Origin of the sequence: Clostridium sp. KLE 1755 (assembly GCF_000466465.2) — a bacterium.
In the GTDB taxonomy this organism is placed as follows: domain Bacteria; phylum Bacillota; class Clostridia; order Lachnospirales; family Lachnospiraceae; genus Eisenbergiella; species Eisenbergiella porci.
Genome location: NZ_KE992660.1, coordinates 50,953 through 69,601, shown reverse-complemented (window position 1 = coordinate 69,601; position 18,649 = coordinate 50,953). Strand labels below are relative to the sequence as shown.

Genomic DNA, 18,649 nt, shown 5'->3' with positions numbered 1-18,649 from the left:
TTTACTGCTTCAAAAGTTCCTGCAGGCAGGTATGTACGTGCAGGAAGTCCGTCATTTCCTGTATGCCGGTATCCGCCGGCTTTGTCCCCTTCCTTTTCACCGCCCTGATAAGAATATTCTTCGGCGTATGCTCCATATCAATGAACTCCAGCAGCTGCGTGTCATAGCCTGCCTCCTCCAGCAGGTTTCCGCGCAGCGCGTCCGTCAGAAGGGCCGACATCCGTTCTTTTACCAGTCCGTATTTGAGGGCGGGCTTAAGAATATCACATGCGATCTGCCTGTTCATCTCATGCTGACAGCAGGGAACGGACAGGATAACCTCCGCATTCCAGCGCACGGCCTTATACAAAGCATAATCCGTAGCCGTATCACAGGCATGCAGCGTGACCACCATATCCACCTTTTCTTCCCCGGAATAATCCGCAATATCACCCTGCAAAAATTCCAGGCCTTCATACCCGTATTTATCCGCCAGCTCCTGACAATGCCGGATGACCTCCTTTTTCAAATCCAGCCCTGTAACGCGGATATCCAGGCCGCAAAGCTCATGCAGATAATAATACATGGCAAAAGTCAGATAGCTTTTGCCGCAGCCGAAATCTATGATGCGCACACATCTGTCTTTAGGAAGTATAGGCATAATATCCGCAATAAATTCCAGAAATCTGTTAATCTGCCTGAATTTATCATAACGGCTCTTCACAATCCTGCCATCCTGAGTCTGCACACCCAGATCCACAAGAAAAGGAACCTGCTTTCCTTCCTCCAGAATATATTTTTTTGCTCTGTTATGGGAAAGGGAAAGCTCCTTCGCTTTTTCCCCGCCGCTTTTTTTCTTCTTTATTGTTATTTTCCCTTTCTTACTGACAAGGGCCACCGCCTGGAAATCCATGGTTTCCACATCCAGCTGCCGGAAGCTGTCTTCCATGGCCTTTCCCATTTCTTCCATGGCTTCGGCAGCGCTTACATTGCGGTGGAACACCTGGTTACCCCGGTAGCTCTCCAGCTGAAAGCACAGCTCGTCCTTTATCATGACAGGCCGCAGCTTCAGCCTGACGGCTCCGTCCTTTTTTCTGGGGCCTCCCGCCGTTATCTGATACAGCCTTTCATTCAGGCTCTCTTGCAAAAGCTTGTATAATTCTTCCATAACAATACCTGCTGTTTCTCCGTATTTTCCGCCATCATCCGCAGTGGTTTCACTCCGGCTGCGCCGCCGGCCTGCCCTGATACCACAGCAGGCCCGGTGCGCGGCGCCGTCAAAAGTCTGAATCTATTTTAATTCCTTTGTCTGAAATGCACAACTAGAATTTATAAAATCCGTTATTTCCTCCAAAAGCTGAAAAACCGCCATAGGATGCGCTCCTGATCCGGTTTCCTCTTCCGTGTCTTCTGCGGAATATTTCGTAAAAAAGGAGGACCTGAATCAGATCTCTTCTATGATTCCATTCCTCTTCCCTGCGGGAAGTGATCTGCATCTGCTGCGGCCCCGGGATGACAGCCGCCGTTTCAGATACTACCGCGGCCTCCTCCGGCGCAGCTTCCTCTCCGTCCGGCACACGTGCCTGGGTTTCCTCTCCGTCCTTTTTTCTTGCGGAAGCTCCGGCGGCTAGCTCTCTTTCCACCGCCGCCCGGCCCTCATCAGCCTGCTCCTCTTCCCTTCTTATCTTATCATAAATATCCTCTCCCAGACGGTAAAGCGCCATCCGGTCAGGATATTCATCATAAATCATGCTGCCGTTGTAATCCATGGTATCCAGGATATCACTGATTTTTTTCTGATAACGCTGGGCATCCTGGGGATAGAGCTGAAGAAAATATTCCAGATCACGAATTGCATCGTCCTCTTCCTCCCAGAACATGGGCATGGGATAGGTCATATAAAAAGGAAGGGGGGTCCCCGGTGCGCCGCAGTTTCCATAAGGGCAGCCGTAATTCATATTCGCTCCCCCGTTCCTCCACTCCTCCGGAGCTCCCTCCCTATTGTACTCTCTGTAGCTTCGCTGGTTTCCTCTGTAACCGGGCATTCTCCGTCCTTCGCTTTCTTCGCGGTAGGGTTCTTCCGGAAATCGGCCCGGGAATTTTCTGATATCGTCCATTCCATTTTCCTTTCCGGACACTCCGCCCCTGAAGCCCGGTATCTTATCTCATTGATATTCGGCGCGGCAGGCTGCGCCGCAAGACGGAATATGAATGAGATAAGACACCGGCTCAGACGCTTCACATCCAATCAGCCTTTATCTTATGTTATGCGCCCGGAAAGGAAAGGGTTTATGCCATTTTTTTCTTTTCTGTAATTCTGTCTGCTGCCTGCCCTGCTCTTGCGGCCTCTTCCTTCGTGCAGCCGCCGCAGTATCTGGCCTTTTCATACAGCCCGAGCAGCTCCTGCGCCGCCTTCAGGTTTTCTGTTTCGGTAAAGCAGCCGGCCTCCAGGATTTCCCTGGCTGTCCGCGTGTGGATCCTGCCGTCCGTCATGCTTTCTTCCTCTTTTTTCCATGAACCCCGGCCGCGGCGTCCTGTCTCCGGCGCCGGCAGAAGCCCCAGCTTCTTAACGGTTTTAACAAAAATCTTCCTGATCTTCTCCTCCGGGCTTCTGGCCAGGAGAGGGAGAGCCTTTTCCCTGTCCCGTTTTCTTTTGTCCCGTTCCAGGGATTCCCGGATTTCCGTCGTCCTGCCTTCCTCCACCTCCACCGCATTCCCCTTTTCATAGAAACGCCGGATTGCGGCAAGGACCAGCTTATATACCAGGAAACAAAGCAGCGCCGCCACCGCTGCTGCCATCAGATATTCCGTAATCTTAATCAACAGTTCCAGCCAGGCTGGCTGGGCTGCCGCCTCGCCAATCCCCATATCCATTTGCTGCTGCTGTACAATCTCCGTCACAGGCTCCTGCTCCTTGCCGGAAAAAAGCTGCAGTAAAAAGCTGACAGCTATGGCAATGGCCCTGGCAATATAATAGCCAAGCTTTTTTACCAGATCCATCATTCCCTGCACCAGCCGGTTGTTCGTGCCCGCACCCAGGATTATCACCGTGAACAGACCGAAAAGCCCCGCCATTGTCCCGCCTCTTACGAGCATTTTCTTCACCGGGATATGGGCATTGCTGCTGCGGTTAAACTGTACGAACCGATCCAGATGCTCCAGATAGGAGTATACGAAAAAGAGAAAGGTATACAGCAGCGCTGTATTAATAATCCGGCCGCAGCCGGCCTCCATCCCCATATAGGCGCATATCAGGAAAGAAGCGCCGGCACCGATTCCCGCAGCCACCGCCCCCAGCTGTCCTTCCCCGATTCTCTGCTTTGAAATCCGGAGCATAAAGGAAAGCATCAGATAAATCGACACAAAAACCCCGAAGCAGACCCTCTGCGCCGTGCCCTGTCCCAGCAGAAGCACCGCCCCCGCGGCAACAGCGCCATGCAGCGCCACAAAGCTCATAAAATGGGCCGCCTTCGCCCGGATCAGCAAAAACAGAAACGGAACTGCCATAAGCAGGATCTGCCGGAACAGACCGGGAGTGCCAAACTGCCCGTTTTCAGCCTCCAATACCTTTTCCAAATTGGGAAATGAACCAAATATTACCGTCTCCAGGCAGAAAATCACAAGGAAGTTCATCAAAACCTCAAGACACATCATGCAGCGATCAATCCATTTATTTTCCATTCAGCATTTCCTCCGCATTCAGCCTGATAAAATGCAGTTTTTCAGCGTCCTCCACCAGGCCCTCCATCCTTGGAAACAACGGGCACATCCAGCTAAAATCCGCGCCGCTTCCTGCAAAATGCCGTATAAGCTCCTGGAACGCCGCACTCCGGTCCACCGAAAGGAACAGTGTGGCAATATCCTTTCCCTCTTCCTCCAGCTCCCGTTCAAACACCTCGCCGAACGGGTACACTCCCTTCTCCAAATCCAGCCTGGCAAAAGCCCGGTTAATGCTTTCCATATGCCCCGGCGCCGCGCTTGGCTGCATTTTCATGGGTTCCCCAGTCAGCACATCCCTGCCGTTGGCATATACCGCCACGCGGATCCCCTGCCCCAGCAGCTCTCCGGCAAACCGGACCGCAATGGAAATACACAGCTCCACCAGCCTGTCGTTTTTCAGGATGCCGGAATCCTCCAGATTCAGGAAAATACGCACCGCCCGCAGGGAGGTGAAATTACGCATATTCACCATCAGCTCTCCCATCCGGGCCGTGGCCTTCCAGTTGATGGTCTTCATTTCATCAAAAGCCGCATATTCCCTGATTCCCCGGTATTCAAAGGGATCCTCCAGCATATGTCTCTTTGCCAGGATTTCCCCGTTCAGCTTCTGCAGCGCCGTATCCAGTTCCACCCCCGCCGCAGGTCTTGGGTAAACATACAGCGTGGTGTCCGCCTCCGCCTCGGCAATCATCTCCCTTGTCAGGAACAGATCCGCAGCCACCAGATCCAGCCCCCGGATACGGTAATAGCCCCTGGCTCCGCAGAGGAAGGGTATTTTCCTCGTCACACGCTGTCTGGGCCCCAATGACAGAATATCGTTCCTGTAATATTTATCGGTGACCGCGCCGTCCCCTTCGTCGGAAAACCGCAGGTTCCTGGAAACCTGGAATTTTACCTTCAGCATGGGAAGGGGAAGGAGCTTCCGGTTTTCCACCCGCTCCAGCAGAAGGCATTCCTCCCCTTCCACCGCACTCTCCCTGGAAAAAAGCAGCTCTGCGGACAAGCCCTTTTCCCAATAGTGGCTGTATATCCACGCCTGTGCCGCAAACAGCAGCACAGCGCCCAGTCCAATCCAAATAATCAGCATAATTTCTCCCCTGAAGCCGCCGCCGTATCCAGCTATCCTGCAAAAAACGGCTGAAAACGGCAGCCTGCAAGCTATCTCCTGCTAAAATCCTCCACCGGCACCGGCACGCTTTTCAGAATTTCTTCCATCAGCTTCACCGCTTCCTCCTGCCGGCTCCTTCCGAAGGAAAACACCAGCCTGTGGGCCAATACCGCAGGAGCCAGCTTTTTCACATCATCAGGGGTCACATAATCCCTTCCCTCCATACAGGCCAGCGCTTTGCAGCACCGCATCAGGGCCAGTGTTCCTCTGGGGCTTACTCCCATTACCACTTTTTCCTGCTTTCTGGTGGCCAGGACAATATCCGCCAGATAACCGTTTATCAGCGGATGCACATATGTTTTCTCCGCCTGTCTCTTTACCGCAATCAGCTCTTCGCATGTCATGACGGCGTTAAGCTCCAGGAGAGGATCCTTTTCCCGGTAGGTTTCCAGAATCCGGATTTCCTCTTCCCTGTCCGGCAGCCCCATGGAAAGCTTCATCATAAAACGGTCCGTCTGTGCCTCAGGAAGAGGGAAGGTTCCCGCAGTTTCCACCGGATTCTGAGTGGCGATTACAAAAAAAGGCTCGGCCAGCTTCCGTGTCTCTCCGTCCACCGTCACCTGGCGTTCCTCCATACATTCCAGCAGTCCGGCCTGAGTCCTGGGCGTGGCCCTGTTGATTTCATCCGCCAGCAGGATATTGGTGAACACCGGCCCTTCCTTCCATTCAAACTGTTCGGTTTCCCTGCTGTAAATATGCATACCCGTGATATCCGCTGGCAGCATATCCGGCGTGAACTGGATTCTGCCGAAATCCACGCCCAGTGAGGCTGACAGGGCCTTTGCCAGCTTCGTCTTCCCTGTCCCCGGCACATCCTCAAGAAGCACATGCCCGTCCGCCAACAGTCCGGCCAGCAGTTTTTCCAGCACATCCTTCTTCCCGATAATCACCTTTCCCACATTTTCCAATACCTTGTTAATATCTTCACGCATCGTCTTTCCTCCCGCCCCGGAACATTATGGCTGCAAACGGCCGCAGTACCGTAAACAGCAGCCCTGTTCCATGTAAGCTGTTATGTAATGTACGCCTACGGGCATACTTAAGAAAAAGCAGGCATATCCTTAAAGATTACACCTGCTTTCTCCTCCCTTTTATTTTAAAACGTTAATACGTGCCATGGCTCTGTCCAACGCAGTTTCCGCCCTTGCCAGATCCGTATTCGGTTCATGGCGCCTGATGCGTTCCTCTGCCCTTTCCAACGCTGCCTTTGCACGGTTTGCATCAATTTCCTCAGGCCATTCCACCACTTCGGCAAGCACGGTCACCTGTGTCTGCAGTATTTCCACAAATCCCGCATGCAGCGCCGCTTCTCTTTTGCCCTCATCCGTAGTAATGGTGAGAATGCCCGGTTTAATCATAACGGTCATGGGAATATGGCCCTTATAGATACCAATTGCCCCTTCCGTTGTATTGAACTCCACCATAGACACCGGCCCTTCATAAAAAACCCGTTCCGGCGTGATGATTTTCAATGTAAAATTCCTGTCCTCTGCCATAAATGCACCTCTATTTCACACGGGCAAGCACATCGTCAATGCTTCCCGCGTTGAGGAAGTAGCTCTCCGGAATATCGTCATGCTCACCTTCCAGAATCTCGCGGAAGCTGCGGATGGTTTCGGAAATCGGAACATACTTTCCTTCCATTCCTGTAAACTGCCCTGCAACGAAGAAGGGCTGGGAAAGGAATCTCTGTACCTTTCTCGCACGGGATACCACCAGCTTATCCTCCTCGGAAAGCTCATCCATACCCAGGATAGCAATGATATCCTGCAGCTCGTTATAACGCTGCAGCAGCTCCTGCACACCTCTGGCCACACGGTAATGCTCCTCCCCTACAATTCTGGGATCCAGAATTCTGGAGGTGGACTCCAGCGGGTCAACCGCCGGATAAATACCCAGCTCTACGATGGAACGGGAAAGTACCGTTGTCGCATCCAGATGGGCAAAGGTTGTGGCCGGAGCGGGGTCCGTAAGGTCATCGGCAGGCACGTATACCGCCTGAACGGAAGTAATGGAACCGTTCTTGGTGGATGTGATACGCTCCTGCAGGGCGCCCATTTCCGTCTGCAGCGTGGGCTGATAACCTACCGCAGAGGGCATACGTCCCAGAAGCGCGGACACCTCGGAACCTGCCTGGGTAAATCTGAAAATATTGTCAATGAACAGAAGCACGTCCTTACCGCCCTTGTCACGGAAATATTCCGCCATGGTCAGGCCGGAAAGTCCGACTCTCATTCTCGCTCCCGGAGGCTCGTTCATCTGACCGAATACCATGGTGGTCTTATCGATAACCCCGGATTCTTTCATTTCATAATAAAGGTCATTTCCTTCTCTCGTACGTTCGCCTACGCCGGTGAACACAGAATATCCGCCGTGCTCTGTGGCGATATTACGGATCAGCTCCTGGATCAGGACCGTCTTTCCTACACCCGCGCCGCCGAACAGGCCGATCTTGCCGCCCTTCTGATAAGGACAGAGCAGATCGACTACCTTAATGCCTGTTTCCAGCAGCTCCGTTTCCGTTGACTGCTCCTCAAAATCCGGCGCCGGTCTGTGAATGGGCTCATAATCCACTCCGGTGGGTGCCGGAAGGTTATCTATCGGCTCTCCCAGGACGTTGAACATACGTCCCAGCGTTTTCTCCCCTACCGGGACACAGATGGGGGCGCCTGTGGCGATAACGTCCATTCCCCTCACCAGTCCGTCCGTGGAACCCATGGCAACACAGCGCACAATATCGTCACCCAGATGCTGGGCAACCTCTGCAACCAGCGTGCCGCCGCTTCTGGTAGGAATTTTCAGCGCTTCATTGATATCCGGCAGGCAGTTCTGTTCAAATTTCACGTCCAGAACCGCGCCGATTACCTGCGTGATTTTTCCGTTTTTATTCTCTGCCATTGTTGTTTCCTTTCCTGTTTCGTAAATACCCGCAGGCAGTTAACTGCCTGCAGCCAGTCACTGCGCCCGCAGCCATAAGCAGCCTACAGGCAATGATTAGCTGATCGCAGGTGATCACTAGCTGATCGCCTGGGCGCCTGCAATAATCTCCGTCAGCTCCTGCGTAATGGATCCCTGACGCGCCCTGTTGTACAGCAGCGTCAGATCCTCAATGATATCCTCCGCATTGCTCGTTGCGGAATCCATAGCCTGCATTCTCGCGCCGTTCTCACTGGCGGAAGCCTCAAGAAGGCCTCCGTAAATCATACTGGTAATATATTTGGGTATCAGCAGATCCAGCGCATCCACCTCTTCCATTTCAAAATTCATGGGCGCTGTGGGTCCCTGCTGTTCTTCCGGCGTTTCCGCCTCAGAGCCCGAAAGGCTCCCGCGGCAGTACTTTTCTCCGGCGAAGTCATCCGTACATACGGGGAGCAGCTTCACCAGAACCGGAATGTGCACCACTGTATTTTTGAAAATTGTATAGGCCAGGTAGATTTCTCCAATCTCACCCTTTTCAAAAGCCTCAAGAACACGCCTTCCGATATGCATGGCATCATGGTAGGAGGGTTCCTCCATCACCTCCGAATAATCGGCGGCGATATGGTAGCCGTTTCTTTCCAGCGTATCCCTGCCCTTCTTACCCACAGCATAGATTTCCAGGTCCTCCTTGGAAAAGTCCCCTTTGGTAATCAGCTTGGTAATATTGGAATTGTAGCCGCCGGCCAGCCCCCTGTTGGAGGTAATGACGATTACCCCTTTCTTACTGCCGGCTCCGCCGTCCAGATACGGATGGCTGATGTTCTCCGACATGCTCAGAATGGAACGGACCGTCTGGTACATGGTGTCAAAATAAGGCTTGGATTCCTCGGCTTTTGTCTTGGCCTTCTGCAGCTTGACGGTAGAGACCAGCTTCATGGCTTTCGTAATCTGCTGGGTACTTTGGATACTCCCCTTCCGCCTTTTTATATCTCTCATGGAAGCCATACAAATTCACCTGTTCTTTCTACCTGAATTGTGCCTTGCATTCCTCAATGGCCTTAATCAGCGTTTTTTCCGTCTCCTCGGAAATTACCTTTTCCTCACGGATTGCCGCCGGAACCTCCGGATACTTCACGTTCAGGAATTCAAACAGCTCGCTCTCAAATCTTGTAATATCGGTTACCGGAATATCCAGCAGATATTTGTTGGTAGCGGCATAAATGATAATAACCTGGTACTCTACAGCCATCGGCTTATACTGAGGCTGCTTCAGAACTTCCTTAATACGTTCGCCCTGTGCGAGCTTCTCCTTGGTATCCGCATCCAGATCGGATCCAAACTGTGAGAAAGCCGCCAGCTCCCTGTACTGCGCCAGCTCCACACGGATGGGAGCGGCAATTTTCTTCATGGCCTTAATCTGCGCTGCACCGCCTACACGGGAAACGCTCAGGCCCGCATTAACAGCAGGACGGAAGCCCGCATTGAACATTTCCGTCTCCAGATAAATCTGGCCGTCAGTAATGGAAATAACGTTGGTAGGGATATAAGCGGAAACATCGCCTGCCTGCGTTTCAATAATCGGAAGCGCAGTCAGGGAACCGCCGCCGTACTCCTCGCTCATTCTCGCCGCACGCTCCAACAGTCTGGAATGCAGATAGAATACGTCTCCGGGATATGCCTCACGTCCCGGCGGTCTCTTAAGTAGCAAAGACAGGGTACGGTAAGCCGCCGCATGCTTGGTCAGGTCATCATAAACCACCAGCACGTCGCCGCCGTTCTCCATCCACTCCTCACCGATTGCACAGCCGGAATAAGGCGCTATATACTGCAGCGGTGCCAGCTCACTTGCGGTGGATGCAACCACCGTGGTATAAGCCATGGCGCCGAATTCTTCCAGGGTCTTTACTATCGTTGCAACCGTAGATGCCTTCTGGCCGATTGCCACATAGATACATTTAACATTCTGCCCCTTCTGATTGATAATGGTATCAATTGCTATGGCAGTCTTTCCGGTCTGCCTGTCGCCTATGATCAGCTCACGCTGCCCTCTTCCGATGGGCACCATGGAGTCAATCGCCTTAATACCTGTCTGCAGGGGAGTATCTACAGATTTTCTTGTAATTACGCCGGACGCAACCCTTTCGATCTTGCGGTATTTGTCCGTCTGGATAGGCCCTTTGCCGTCGATCGGCTGTCCAAGGGCATTGACTACACGTCCTGTCATCGCATCGCCTACAGGAACCTCAACCACCCTGCCGGTGGTCTTTACGATATCGCCTTCGCGGATATTTCTCTGGCTGCCCAGAAGAACGGCACCCACATTATCCTCTTCCAGGTTCAGTACCATTCCGTACACTTCACCGGGAAATTCCAAAAGCTCGCCCTGCATTGCGTTTTCAAGTCCGTGGATACGTGCGATACCGTCCGCAACCTGGATGACCGTACCAACTTCCGCCACTTCCAGCTTGGAGGAGTATCGCTCTATCTGTTCTTTTATAACCGAGCTAATCTCTTCTGGTCTTAAATTCATGGACTTTCAACCTTCCTCATTTTCTTGTTGTTACGAAAGCTGTACCTTCATCAGCTGCCTCTGCAGCCCTTCCAGCTTTGTACGGATGCTTGAATCCACCACCCTGTCGCCAATCCGGATAACAAGCCCGCCAATCAGCTCCTCATCCAGGCTGAAATGCAGCTCCATTTTATCGAACTGCGTGGTCTCAAGCAGGCGCTTCTCAATCTTGGACTTCTGCGCCCCGGTCAGCTCCACCGCACTTGTGACAAAAGCCACCCCTATCCTGTGATAGGCCTTATATCTGTCCGTATAGTAAGTAAAAATATCTTCTGCAGCGCCGTAACGGCCCTTGTGAATCAGCACCTCCAGAAAACCGTACATAGTATCCGAAAGCTTCCCTTCAAAAACCTTCTGAAGGACCTCCAGCTTCTCGTCCCTGCCGATGTCCGGATGGTTCATCAGCCTGGAAAAGCCAGGGTTTTCTTCCAGTATTCCGCGGAGGGCATCGATCTCCTCCATAAGGCTGTCCACAATTCCCTTTTCCAGCCCCAGGCTAAACAGCGCTTCTCCGTAAGTTTCCGAAACTAGCTTAGCCATGTGCTATCACCTATTTCCTTCAGAGTCTCATCAATCAGGCCATCCTGTGCGGATGCATCGATTGTGGTGCCGATTACCTTGCCCGCAAGTACGGAAGCGAGGGAAACCATTTCCTTTTTCACCTCGTCCGCAACCTTCTTCTTCTCAAGCTCCGCCTCAATCTTGGCTCTCGCCACGATTCTGGCCGCTTCATCCCTGGCCTCCGTAATAATACGGGTTTCGTTGGCCATGGCTTTCTTTCTGGTTGCACTCAGGATATCATCGGCTTCCTTATTGATATTTGCCAGCTTGTCCTCATACTTCTTTTTCAAAGCGGCAGCTTCTTCCTGGCTGACTCTTGCTTCTTCCAGTTCATTCCGGATTTTGTCCTGTCTCTTCTTCAAGAACTCCCTTGCGGGATTAAACAGGAAATAGGACAGGGCCAGGAACAGAACGAATACTGCAATAATGGAAAGCACTGCGTCCGCCAGCAGCTGGAAATCCAGGTCAAACAGGCGGGGTGTCATTCCGTCAGCAGTCAAAAGCGCTGCCATCGCTAATTTTGTCGTCAAGATGCAAGCCTCCTTTCATTCTTTTTTCCGGTCGGGGCCGCACCTTAAATCAGCGGTTTAACGAACATGAGCAGCATGGCAACAAGAAGGCCGTACAGACCTGTTGTCTCGGCAACTGCCTGTCCAAGAAGCATGGTGGATGTGATATCGGATTTTGCGCCGGGGTTGCGTCCTACCGCTGCTGCAGCATGTCCTGCGGCAATACCCTGTCCTACACCAGGTCCGATACCTGCGATAACCGCAAGACCTGCACCGATTGCTGAACATCCCAGAATAAAGCTTTCATTGAACTCCATAATTTCCTCCATTCCTCCGCCTCCCGGCGGGTAAAAATAATTTCTTTTTTATGAACAATTGCGCCGGCTTGCCGGGCGCTGTTGTTTCCATGTTTAGTCATCACCGATGGCATCCGATATATATGTCATCGTAAGCATACAGAACACATAGGTCTGTATTGCGCCTGAGAAAAGGTCAAAATACACATGCAGCGCAGCCGGCCAGATCACCGCAAACCACTTCAGCAGTCCGTACACAAGCGCCATCATAACGGTACCTGAAAGCACGTTGGCAAACAAACGCAGCGACAATGAGATAGGCACTGCCACATCACCGATAATATTAATCGGCGCCCAGATAGGCCATGGCTCGCACAGTCCTTTTAATACGCCTGACAGCTTCTGGTGCTTCAGCTTGTTGTAATGGATCAGCGTAAACGTAAGCAGACCCAGGGGAAGCGTCACACCGTAGTCCGCTGTGGGCGGCCTCAGGCCGAACAGTCCGGAAATATTGCTTATCAGAATAAAAATAAATATCGTTCCGATATAGTTCGCAAACTTTACGGCATTCTTTCCCATTACATTGTGAATCATGCCGTCCAGCTTCTCGACAATCATCTCCACAACATTCTGGAAGCCTCCGGGCACTTCTGAGGCATGCTTCATCGCACGGTTGGCGGCAATGGCAAACCCGATAATCACAAGCATAACGATCAGCAGGCATACATGTGTCGTTGTAATCCACACCTCGTGTCCGAAGAAATTATAGGAAAAGATTCCATGTATCATGAAATCCACTCCCGAATCCGCGGACATCAGAATTCCAGTATTCATCCTAGGTTCACCTCCTTTTTTTCTTCATTTTCAGATCCCGTATGTGCGCCGCCGCACATACTCAAATCAGGCGGGGACGAAAGCAGGGAAGCATCAGCCTGCCCCTCCGTATCCGGATGCCGCCGCTTATGGATAAAGGGCTGCATATAAGCCGCCGCCTTAAGTCCCATAATTCCCAGGAAAGCGGCCAGCGGATTGGCGGCGCCGGTCAGCATTACCACCGCAAATACCGCAACTATCACGGCATACCTGATGAAGGCATGCTTTCTGATAAAGCCCTGGGCGGCGCCCTCCCGGTCCAGGCCGCGGTCAAGGGACCACCACATATGAAAGGCCGCAGCTGACGCAAGGATCACTCCGATCCACAGGCCGAGGCTGTAGCCTCCCTTATCCTTTATAAACCATATGGGAATTAACTGACAGGCAGCACCCCATATCAGGATGCCTGTCCACAGTTCCAGAACTGTCTCATTTACTTTTTCCAGAAGATTTCTCATCACGGCAACCTTTACTCTTGTCCCTGGTTAATTTCTGTGCCAATACATATATGTTCCTGAAACCGGCAAGAGCTCCGATAAAGAACAGTATGACCATAAAAAAAGAAGTGCCAAGCTTTTTATCTAAAAACATGCCTGCAAAGGAGCATAAAAAGATCGGAACAAGCATATAGATGCCGAACTGCGTAATCAGCGTTAAATATCTGAAAACATTTTTATCCAGTTTCATCGGCTTCCCTTTCCCCGTCTGTTATCCTGCGGGACATCGCACATTTGAAAACTGCCTGCCCCGGTCATAACGGGTACAATTAATTTTCAGGCTTACCCTAAAACGCTCATTTATGATTATACCCATTTTCCCGTAATATGTCTACCAAAACAGTGGTTTTTTTCATTGACATTTTGTCCCGGTAAGTGTAGTATTTTGGACAAATACATACTTCGTTTTTAAATGCTGCGTTCCTTCACATTTACCTTCGTTTTCCTAATATTTGGCGCACCCTGCGCGGCAGGCTTTGCACTGCGTATTCCGGCCGGCAGGAGAGGGAGGCTCTTATGAAAGACCCCGTTCTGTACAGAAGACGTCTGATACCGGAAGAATGCATTCTTCTCAAAAACGACCGGATTCTTCTGAACGAAGCCGGGATTCTGGTAACCGGCTGGCAGGCAATCAGACCAAGAAAGGATCTCCACCATGGCTTTTCCTGTTATTATTTCAGGGAGGGCTACAAAGTAAGCAAATTCTATGCGGCCGATCACAGGCTGCTCTACTATTACTGCGACATTATTTCCCATGACTTTGATGAACAAAAGAATACGCTTGTTGTCACCGATCTCCTTGCGGATGTAATCGTCTACCCGGACGGTTTTGTCAAGGTGGTGGACATCGGTGAAATGGCCCAGGCCCTGGAAGAAAACCTGATCACCGTGCCGCAGCTTAAATCGGCGCTGCATTCCCTGAACTCGCTTCTGGAACGCGTATATGCCGGGGATATGGCCTCGCTCACGGCTCCCATCGACAGGTTCGACTTCCCCTGAACGCCAGGCCCATACGGAACCGGCGGCGCAGGCATAAGGCCGGCGGCCGCTGCTATTTGCAGGCCGGCCCTGTATTCAACAAAAGGCGGACCATTCTCCGGTCCGCTTTTTCTTTCTCTTTTCATGCCGTTATTTCCGGCGTATCCTTAATGAAATTAATAAAATACGTGTCCGCCGATATTAATTCCCTCCAGGCCCGGTATGGGCGTCCTGAAGTATACACAGTTCCCCACGTTTGTCACGCCGCTCATGGCCTCATCGGCTGCGCGGTAGCAGCTGGCCGTAGCACGGTTCTCCGCCAGCGCCAGTGCAAGACGCCCGGTGGATACCGGTTCAAACTGGCGGTTCTGATATATAACCCCGGAAAGCGTGCTGGGATACACGGAGCTGAGCACACGGTTGATTACCACGGCCCCCACAGCCACCTGTCCGTCATAAGGTTCACCGCCCGCCTCACAGTAAATCAGGTTGGCAAGCAGATAACGGTCATCCTCCGTAAAGGATACCTCCGAGATATCACGCCAGCTGGAGTTTGCAGCCAGACGGGATTTGGCGATTTCCTCGGCCAGCTGCTTCTGCAGCGCCGAAATATTTTTATTCTGCTCTTCTATCTGGGCCTCCAGGGCCTCCACCTCAGCTTCCGCGCTGGCGATCTGACTGGAATAAGCGGATATATTCCCCTGGGTCCTGTTAATCAGGCCCGAGAACTTTTCATGCTCCGCTTCTGCAGAAGCCTTCATTTCATCCAGCTCAGCCTTTTCCGATTCAAGCTCAGCCTCTTTCTCTTCTATCTGCTTTCTTGTTTCCTTATACTTAGCCAGCATTTTCTGATCATAAGCCGCTATTTGTTCAAAGTATTCCGATTTATTCAGGAACTCCGCAAAGGAGGATGACGTAAACAGCGCTTCCAGATACATCTGGCTGCTCTGCTCATACATAAACTGTATCCTTTTTTTCATACAGGTATACTGCCATGCCTCCGATTCCTTCGCCTTCTCCAGTTCCTCCTGAGTCGCGGCGATTTCATCATTTTTAGCCATAATATTGTTTTCTATGGTTTCCAGGTTGTTGCTCACCTCGGTCAGCTGGGCCGTCAGATTATTCAGCTCACCCTTCAGCCCGGTCTGCACCTCTTCCATATTATCAATATTCGTTTCCGCGGCATTTTTCTGGTTTTCCGTCGCCTGCTTTTCCTGTTTTGCCTTTTCCAGCTTTTCCCTTGTGTCCGAGGTGGCGTTCGCGCCGATGGCGGGAACCGTCAGCATCAGCACTGCTGCCAGAAATCCCGCTGCCAGCCTCCGTCTCCCTGCTGCCTTCATCCAATATCTCCTTTATTCCCATGAACAACGAGCCAAAAGGACACGTCTGCAGAGAACCTCCGGTTCCCCTGTCCATATTGGCGACTGCCGCGAGGGTCAATTCCCCACGGACTTTGGTCCGCCGCGCCTGCTGCATTTCATGCTTATCCTTCAGCCTGCGGCGGGGTATCTGCCTATAAATCTATGGTTACACTGCGGCCAGCGGACTCATATTTCCGATAAGTCACGCCCGCCGCATCCAGCATCCGCTTGGAAGCCCGCACAGCCGGGGTGTCCGCATATTTATCGCATTCGTAAATAATTTCCCGGATACCGCTCTGAATGATTGCCTTGGCACATTCGTTGCATGGAAAAAGAGAAACATAAAGCTTGGCTCCGGCAAGGCTGCCCCCGCGGTAATTGAGTATTGCATTCAATTCACTGTGGGTCACATAAGGGTACTTCGTATCCTCTTCCCCGCCGTTTTTATCCCAGGGGAATTCATCATCGGAACATCCTATCGGAAAGCCGTTATAGCCCATGGACAGGATTTTATTATCCTGGCTCACTATACATGCTCCCACCTGCGTGCTGGGGTCCTTTGACCGCATGCCCGACAGCTTGGCCACCCCCATAAAATATTCATCCCAGGTAATATAGTCCGTTCTTTTCATGTAACTCCCTCTTTTTCTCTTATTTTGTTCCGAAAATCCTGTCTCCCGCATCGCCCAGCCCGGGGACAATGTATCCGTGATCATTAAGCTTCTCATCCAGCGCACCCACATACAAATCCACATCCGGATGCTCCGCCTGCATCTTCGCAATTCCTTCCGGAGCGGCGATGATGCACATGAAATGGATTTTTTTACAGCCCTTATCCTTCAGCATCTGGATAGCCGCCACAGAGGAACCTCCTGTAGCCAGCATGGGATCCACTACAAAGACCTCTCTCTCCGCGCAGTCCGCAGGCAGCTTGCAGTAATACTCCACCGGCTGCAGGGTTTCCGGATCGCGGTACAGGCCGATGTGCCCGATTTTGGCCGCCGGAATCAGGTTCAGGACACCGTCCACCATTCCCAGCCCCGCACGCAGAATAGGCACGATTGCCATCTTCTTACCCTTCAGCTCCTTCACTGTGGTATCGCAGATAGGCGTCGTAATTTCCACATCGGCAAGAGGCAAGCTTCTTGTGGCTTCATAACAGATGAGCATGGCAATCTCACTGATAGTCTGCCTGAAATCCTTGGTGCCTGTCTCAACTCTTCTGATGTATCCGATCTTGTGCTGAATCAGCGGGTGGTCCATAATCACTACTTTTGACATAATATTTGTCCTCCTGTGTATTTTTATGCAAAATATAACTGCTCAGTATCTGCACAGACGCGGCTGTTATATATTATCTCATTTACAGCGCCTGTCATACGGCCCGGCCGTCACTCTATTGCCTTTACCCTGCGTACATGCTTCTGTTCACCGGAAAAAGGCGTATTAAGAAATGTATCCACGATTCCCAGCGCCAGATTAGTGCCCACAATGCCTGCCCCCATGGCCAGCATGTTCGCATCGTTATGTTCCCTGGTCAGTCTTGCGGAAACCGTATCCGAACAGAGCGCGCACCGGATTCCCTTTACCTTGTTCGCAACGATGGAAATGCCGATCCCTGTGGTGCAGATCACAATTCCAAAATCACATTCTCCCTTCGCCACAGCCTCAGCCGCCGCTCTTCCGTACTCAGGATAATCGCAGGATTCCCTGCTTTCACAGCCAAAATCCCTGTATTCAATTTCCTTTTCCTTCAGATAACCGATAACCTTCTGTTTCAAATCATATCCGCCGTGGTCACTGCCTAATGCTACTATCATATGCCCTTGCACACCTTTCCGCCTCTCTGGCTTTTATTCCCGCGAGCAACGAGCCAAGTATCCATGCTTGCATGGATATTTGGCGATTGCCACGAGGGTTAAAGACCCCGTTGCTTGCAGCGGGATCTTTGATTTCATCTGCGCGTTGCATTCCGCGCGCTTATACCGTAATAACCCTGTGCCCCGCCGCCTTCAGCAGGCGGTTCATAATTGCCTGTCCCATCCCATAAGTGGAAAAGGATTCGGAATACATTACCTCTACCTCTTCATCATCAAACTCTCTCAGAATCCGGTACAGGCTGCGGGCAATCGCCTCTTCGTCCCCGCGGCTTCCCACCGTCTTCACACTGTCGGCCGCATAGGAAGAAAAGGTCTCATCGGTACCGATAACTCCTGTCTTCTTCCCTGCTGCCGCCGCCTCGGCGCACAGCCTGTTGATATATTCCGTCACAGCCTCCGGTTCTCCCTCCACAATGGCGAGATCTCCCTTCGGCGCATAATGCCTGTATTTCATTCCGGGCGCCTTCGGCCGTTCCGCCGTTGTCCCGTCCAGAATGGTACGATCCACGGCCACATCTCCCAGCACTTTTTCCAGCATTTCCTGCGTCACATAACCCGGCCGCAAAACCGTAGGCTCTCCGCCGGTGAGATCCACGATCGTAGATTCCAGTCCGATCCCCACGGCACCGCCGTCCAGAATCATCTCTATTCTGCCGTTCATGTCCTCCGCCACATATTCCGCCATCGTAGGACTGGGTTTCCCTGACGCATTGGCGCTGGGCGCCGCCACGAAACCGCCGGCGGCATCGATCAGCCGCTGCGCCACCGGATGTGACGGGAACCTCACCGCCACCGTATCCAGCCCGCCCGTCGTCTCATCCGGCACCGTATCCTTTTTGGGAAGAATCATGGTAAGCGGCCCCGGCCAAAATGCCTCGCACAGCCGCTGCGCCGCCTCAGGCACAGGGTCCGCAATCCGGTAAATATCCTCCCATCTGCAGATATGCACAATAAGAGGATTATCCGAAGGCCGTCCTTTGGCCGCATATATTTTTCTTGAGGAATCCGGATTGAGGGCGTCACCGCCAAGCCCGTAAACCGTTTCGGTAGGGAACGCTACCAGCCCGCCTGCCTTCAGGATTTCTCCCGCCTGCCGTATTTTCTCCCCATCCGTATCATCCCCATTGATTACCGCATAAATTGTTTCCATAATAACTGCTCTTTCTGCCCTTCCTTCCACGGTCCGGCCCGCTTCATCCTGTGTCCGCCCGCACTCCGCAGGCCCGCTCTTTGCACATTATATCACATTCATTACTGATGTAAAAGTCCAAAAGCCCTGTTTTCCGGCCGCTCCGGCTGGTGGGCCTGGAAGGATGCTGTTTTGGTATATGTTTTCTGC

The 18,649-nt window shown here is 52.1% G+C and carries 21 protein-coding genes; 1 reads left to right on the top strand and 20 read right to left on the bottom strand.

What is annotated here, in order from left to right:
* Position 1: 1 nt before the first annotated feature.
* The 15 genes from HMPREF1548_RS03585 to HMPREF1548_RS03515 all read right to left on the bottom strand — a co-directional run bounded on the left by HMPREF1548_RS03585 (position 2) and on the right by HMPREF1548_RS03515 (position 13,281).
* Positions 2-1,147 carry a class I SAM-dependent methyltransferase gene (locus HMPREF1548_RS03585; protein WP_021634389.1) on the bottom strand — a complete coding sequence of 382 codons (1,146 nt, stop codon included), beginning with the start codon at positions 1,145-1,147 and terminating at the stop codon, positions 2-4.
* Positions 1,148-1,301: 154 nt separating this feature from the next.
* Positions 1,302-2,096, bottom strand: a complete 795-nt coding sequence (locus HMPREF1548_RS03580; RefSeq protein WP_021634388.1) for a hypothetical protein — start codon at positions 2,094-2,096, stop codon at positions 1,302-1,304.
* Between the two features lie 172 nt (positions 2,097-2,268).
* Positions 2,269-3,660: a hypothetical protein gene (locus HMPREF1548_RS03575; RefSeq protein ID WP_021634386.1), complete on the bottom strand. Its 1,392-nt coding sequence runs from the start codon at positions 3,658-3,660 to the stop codon at positions 2,269-2,271.
* A complete protein-coding gene (locus HMPREF1548_RS03570; protein ID WP_021634385.1) occupies positions 3,650-4,786 on the bottom strand; it encodes a DUF58 domain-containing protein in 1,137 nt (378 codons plus the stop codon). The genes HMPREF1548_RS03575 and HMPREF1548_RS03570 overlap by 11 nt, the downstream gene beginning before the upstream one ends.
* Before the next feature lie 71 nt (positions 4,787-4,857).
* Positions 4,858-5,799 (bottom strand): AAA family ATPase, encoded by a 942-nt coding sequence (locus HMPREF1548_RS03565; protein ID WP_021634384.1) that lies wholly within the window; start codon positions 5,797-5,799, stop codon positions 4,858-4,860.
* Positions 5,800-5,958: 159 nt separating this feature from the next.
* Positions 5,959-6,363, bottom strand: coding sequence for an ATP synthase F1 subunit epsilon (atpC, locus tag HMPREF1548_RS03560; RefSeq protein ID WP_021634382.1), 405 nt, complete (start codon positions 6,361-6,363; stop codon positions 5,959-5,961).
* Positions 6,364-6,373: 10 nt separating this feature from the next.
* The gene (atpD, locus tag HMPREF1548_RS03555; RefSeq protein ID WP_021634381.1) at positions 6,374-7,765 is read right to left on the bottom strand and encodes a F0F1 ATP synthase subunit beta; all 1,392 of its coding nucleotides are present in this window, start codon (positions 7,763-7,765) and stop codon (positions 6,374-6,376) included.
* A gap of 117 nt (positions 7,766-7,882) precedes the next feature.
* Positions 7,883-8,791 carry an ATP synthase F1 subunit gamma gene (gene atpG / locus HMPREF1548_RS03550; RefSeq protein ID WP_021634379.1) on the bottom strand — a complete coding sequence of 303 codons (909 nt, stop codon included), beginning with the start codon at positions 8,789-8,791 and terminating at the stop codon, positions 7,883-7,885.
* A 19-nt stretch (positions 8,792-8,810) separates the two neighbouring features.
* Entirely contained in the window at positions 8,811-10,316 is a 1,506-nt protein-coding gene (gene atpA, locus HMPREF1548_RS03545) for a F0F1 ATP synthase subunit alpha (RefSeq protein ID WP_021634378.1), read from the bottom strand.
* 30 nt (positions 10,317-10,346) lie between these two features.
* Positions 10,347-10,895 carry an ATP synthase F1 subunit delta gene (gene atpH, locus HMPREF1548_RS03540; RefSeq protein WP_021634377.1) on the bottom strand — a complete coding sequence of 183 codons (549 nt, stop codon included), beginning with the start codon at positions 10,893-10,895 and terminating at the stop codon, positions 10,347-10,349.
* Positions 10,883-11,446 carry a F0F1 ATP synthase subunit B gene (gene atpF / locus HMPREF1548_RS03535; protein ID WP_081745178.1) on the bottom strand — a complete coding sequence of 188 codons (564 nt, stop codon included), beginning with the start codon at positions 11,444-11,446 and terminating at the stop codon, positions 10,883-10,885. Before atpF ends, atpH begins: the two co-directional genes overlap by 13 nt.
* A 44-nt stretch (positions 11,447-11,490) precedes the next feature.
* On the bottom strand, positions 11,491-11,742 hold the full coding sequence (atpE, locus tag HMPREF1548_RS03530; protein ID WP_009251917.1) for an ATP synthase F0 subunit C: 252 nt from the start codon (positions 11,740-11,742) through the stop codon (positions 11,491-11,493).
* A gap of 93 nt (positions 11,743-11,835) precedes the next feature.
* Complete coding sequence (gene atpB, locus HMPREF1548_RS03525; RefSeq protein WP_021634374.1) at positions 11,836-12,555, bottom strand: F0F1 ATP synthase subunit A; 720 nt, start codon at positions 12,553-12,555, stop codon at positions 11,836-11,838.
* Positions 12,552-13,052 (bottom strand): ATP synthase subunit I, encoded by a 501-nt coding sequence (locus HMPREF1548_RS03520; protein WP_021634373.1) that lies wholly within the window; start codon positions 13,050-13,052, stop codon positions 12,552-12,554. The genes atpB and HMPREF1548_RS03520 overlap by 4 nt, the downstream gene beginning before the upstream one ends.
* Positions 13,024-13,281: an AtpZ/AtpI family protein gene (locus tag HMPREF1548_RS03515; protein ID WP_021634372.1), complete on the bottom strand. Its 258-nt coding sequence runs from the start codon at positions 13,279-13,281 to the stop codon at positions 13,024-13,026. Before HMPREF1548_RS03515 ends, HMPREF1548_RS03520 begins: the two co-directional genes overlap by 29 nt.
* A 326-nt stretch (positions 13,282-13,607) precedes the next feature.
* Between HMPREF1548_RS03515 and HMPREF1548_RS03510 the strand changes: the two genes are divergently transcribed.
* Positions 13,608-14,090, top strand: a complete 483-nt coding sequence (locus HMPREF1548_RS03510; protein WP_021634371.1) for a ribonuclease FAU-1 family protein — start codon at positions 13,608-13,610, stop codon at positions 14,088-14,090.
* A gap of 155 nt (positions 14,091-14,245) precedes the next feature.
* Here HMPREF1548_RS03510 and HMPREF1548_RS03505 read toward each other — a convergent pair whose 3' ends face one another.
* From HMPREF1548_RS03505 to HMPREF1548_RS03485, 5 genes are all read right to left on the bottom strand, one after another.
* On the bottom strand, positions 14,246-15,409 hold the full coding sequence (locus HMPREF1548_RS03505) for a cell wall hydrolase (protein ID WP_021634370.1): 1,164 nt from the start codon (positions 15,407-15,409) through the stop codon (positions 14,246-14,248).
* Positions 15,410-15,582: 173 nt separating this feature from the next.
* The gene (locus HMPREF1548_RS03500) at positions 15,583-16,062 is read right to left on the bottom strand and encodes a deoxycytidylate deaminase (RefSeq protein WP_021634369.1); all 480 of its coding nucleotides are present in this window, start codon (positions 16,060-16,062) and stop codon (positions 15,583-15,585) included.
* 19 nt (positions 16,063-16,081) lie between these two features.
* On the bottom strand, positions 16,082-16,711 hold the full coding sequence (upp, locus tag HMPREF1548_RS03495) for a uracil phosphoribosyltransferase (protein WP_021634368.1): 630 nt from the start codon (positions 16,709-16,711) through the stop codon (positions 16,082-16,084).
* Positions 16,712-16,821: 110 nt separating this feature from the next.
* Entirely contained in the window at positions 16,822-17,247 is a 426-nt protein-coding gene (gene rpiB, locus HMPREF1548_RS03490; protein ID WP_035320910.1) for a ribose 5-phosphate isomerase B, read from the bottom strand.
* Positions 17,248-17,410: 163 nt separating this feature from the next.
* Entirely contained in the window at positions 17,411-18,460 is a 1,050-nt protein-coding gene (locus tag HMPREF1548_RS03485; protein WP_021634366.1) for an L-threonylcarbamoyladenylate synthase, read from the bottom strand.
* Positions 18,461-18,649 lie beyond the last annotated feature (189 nt).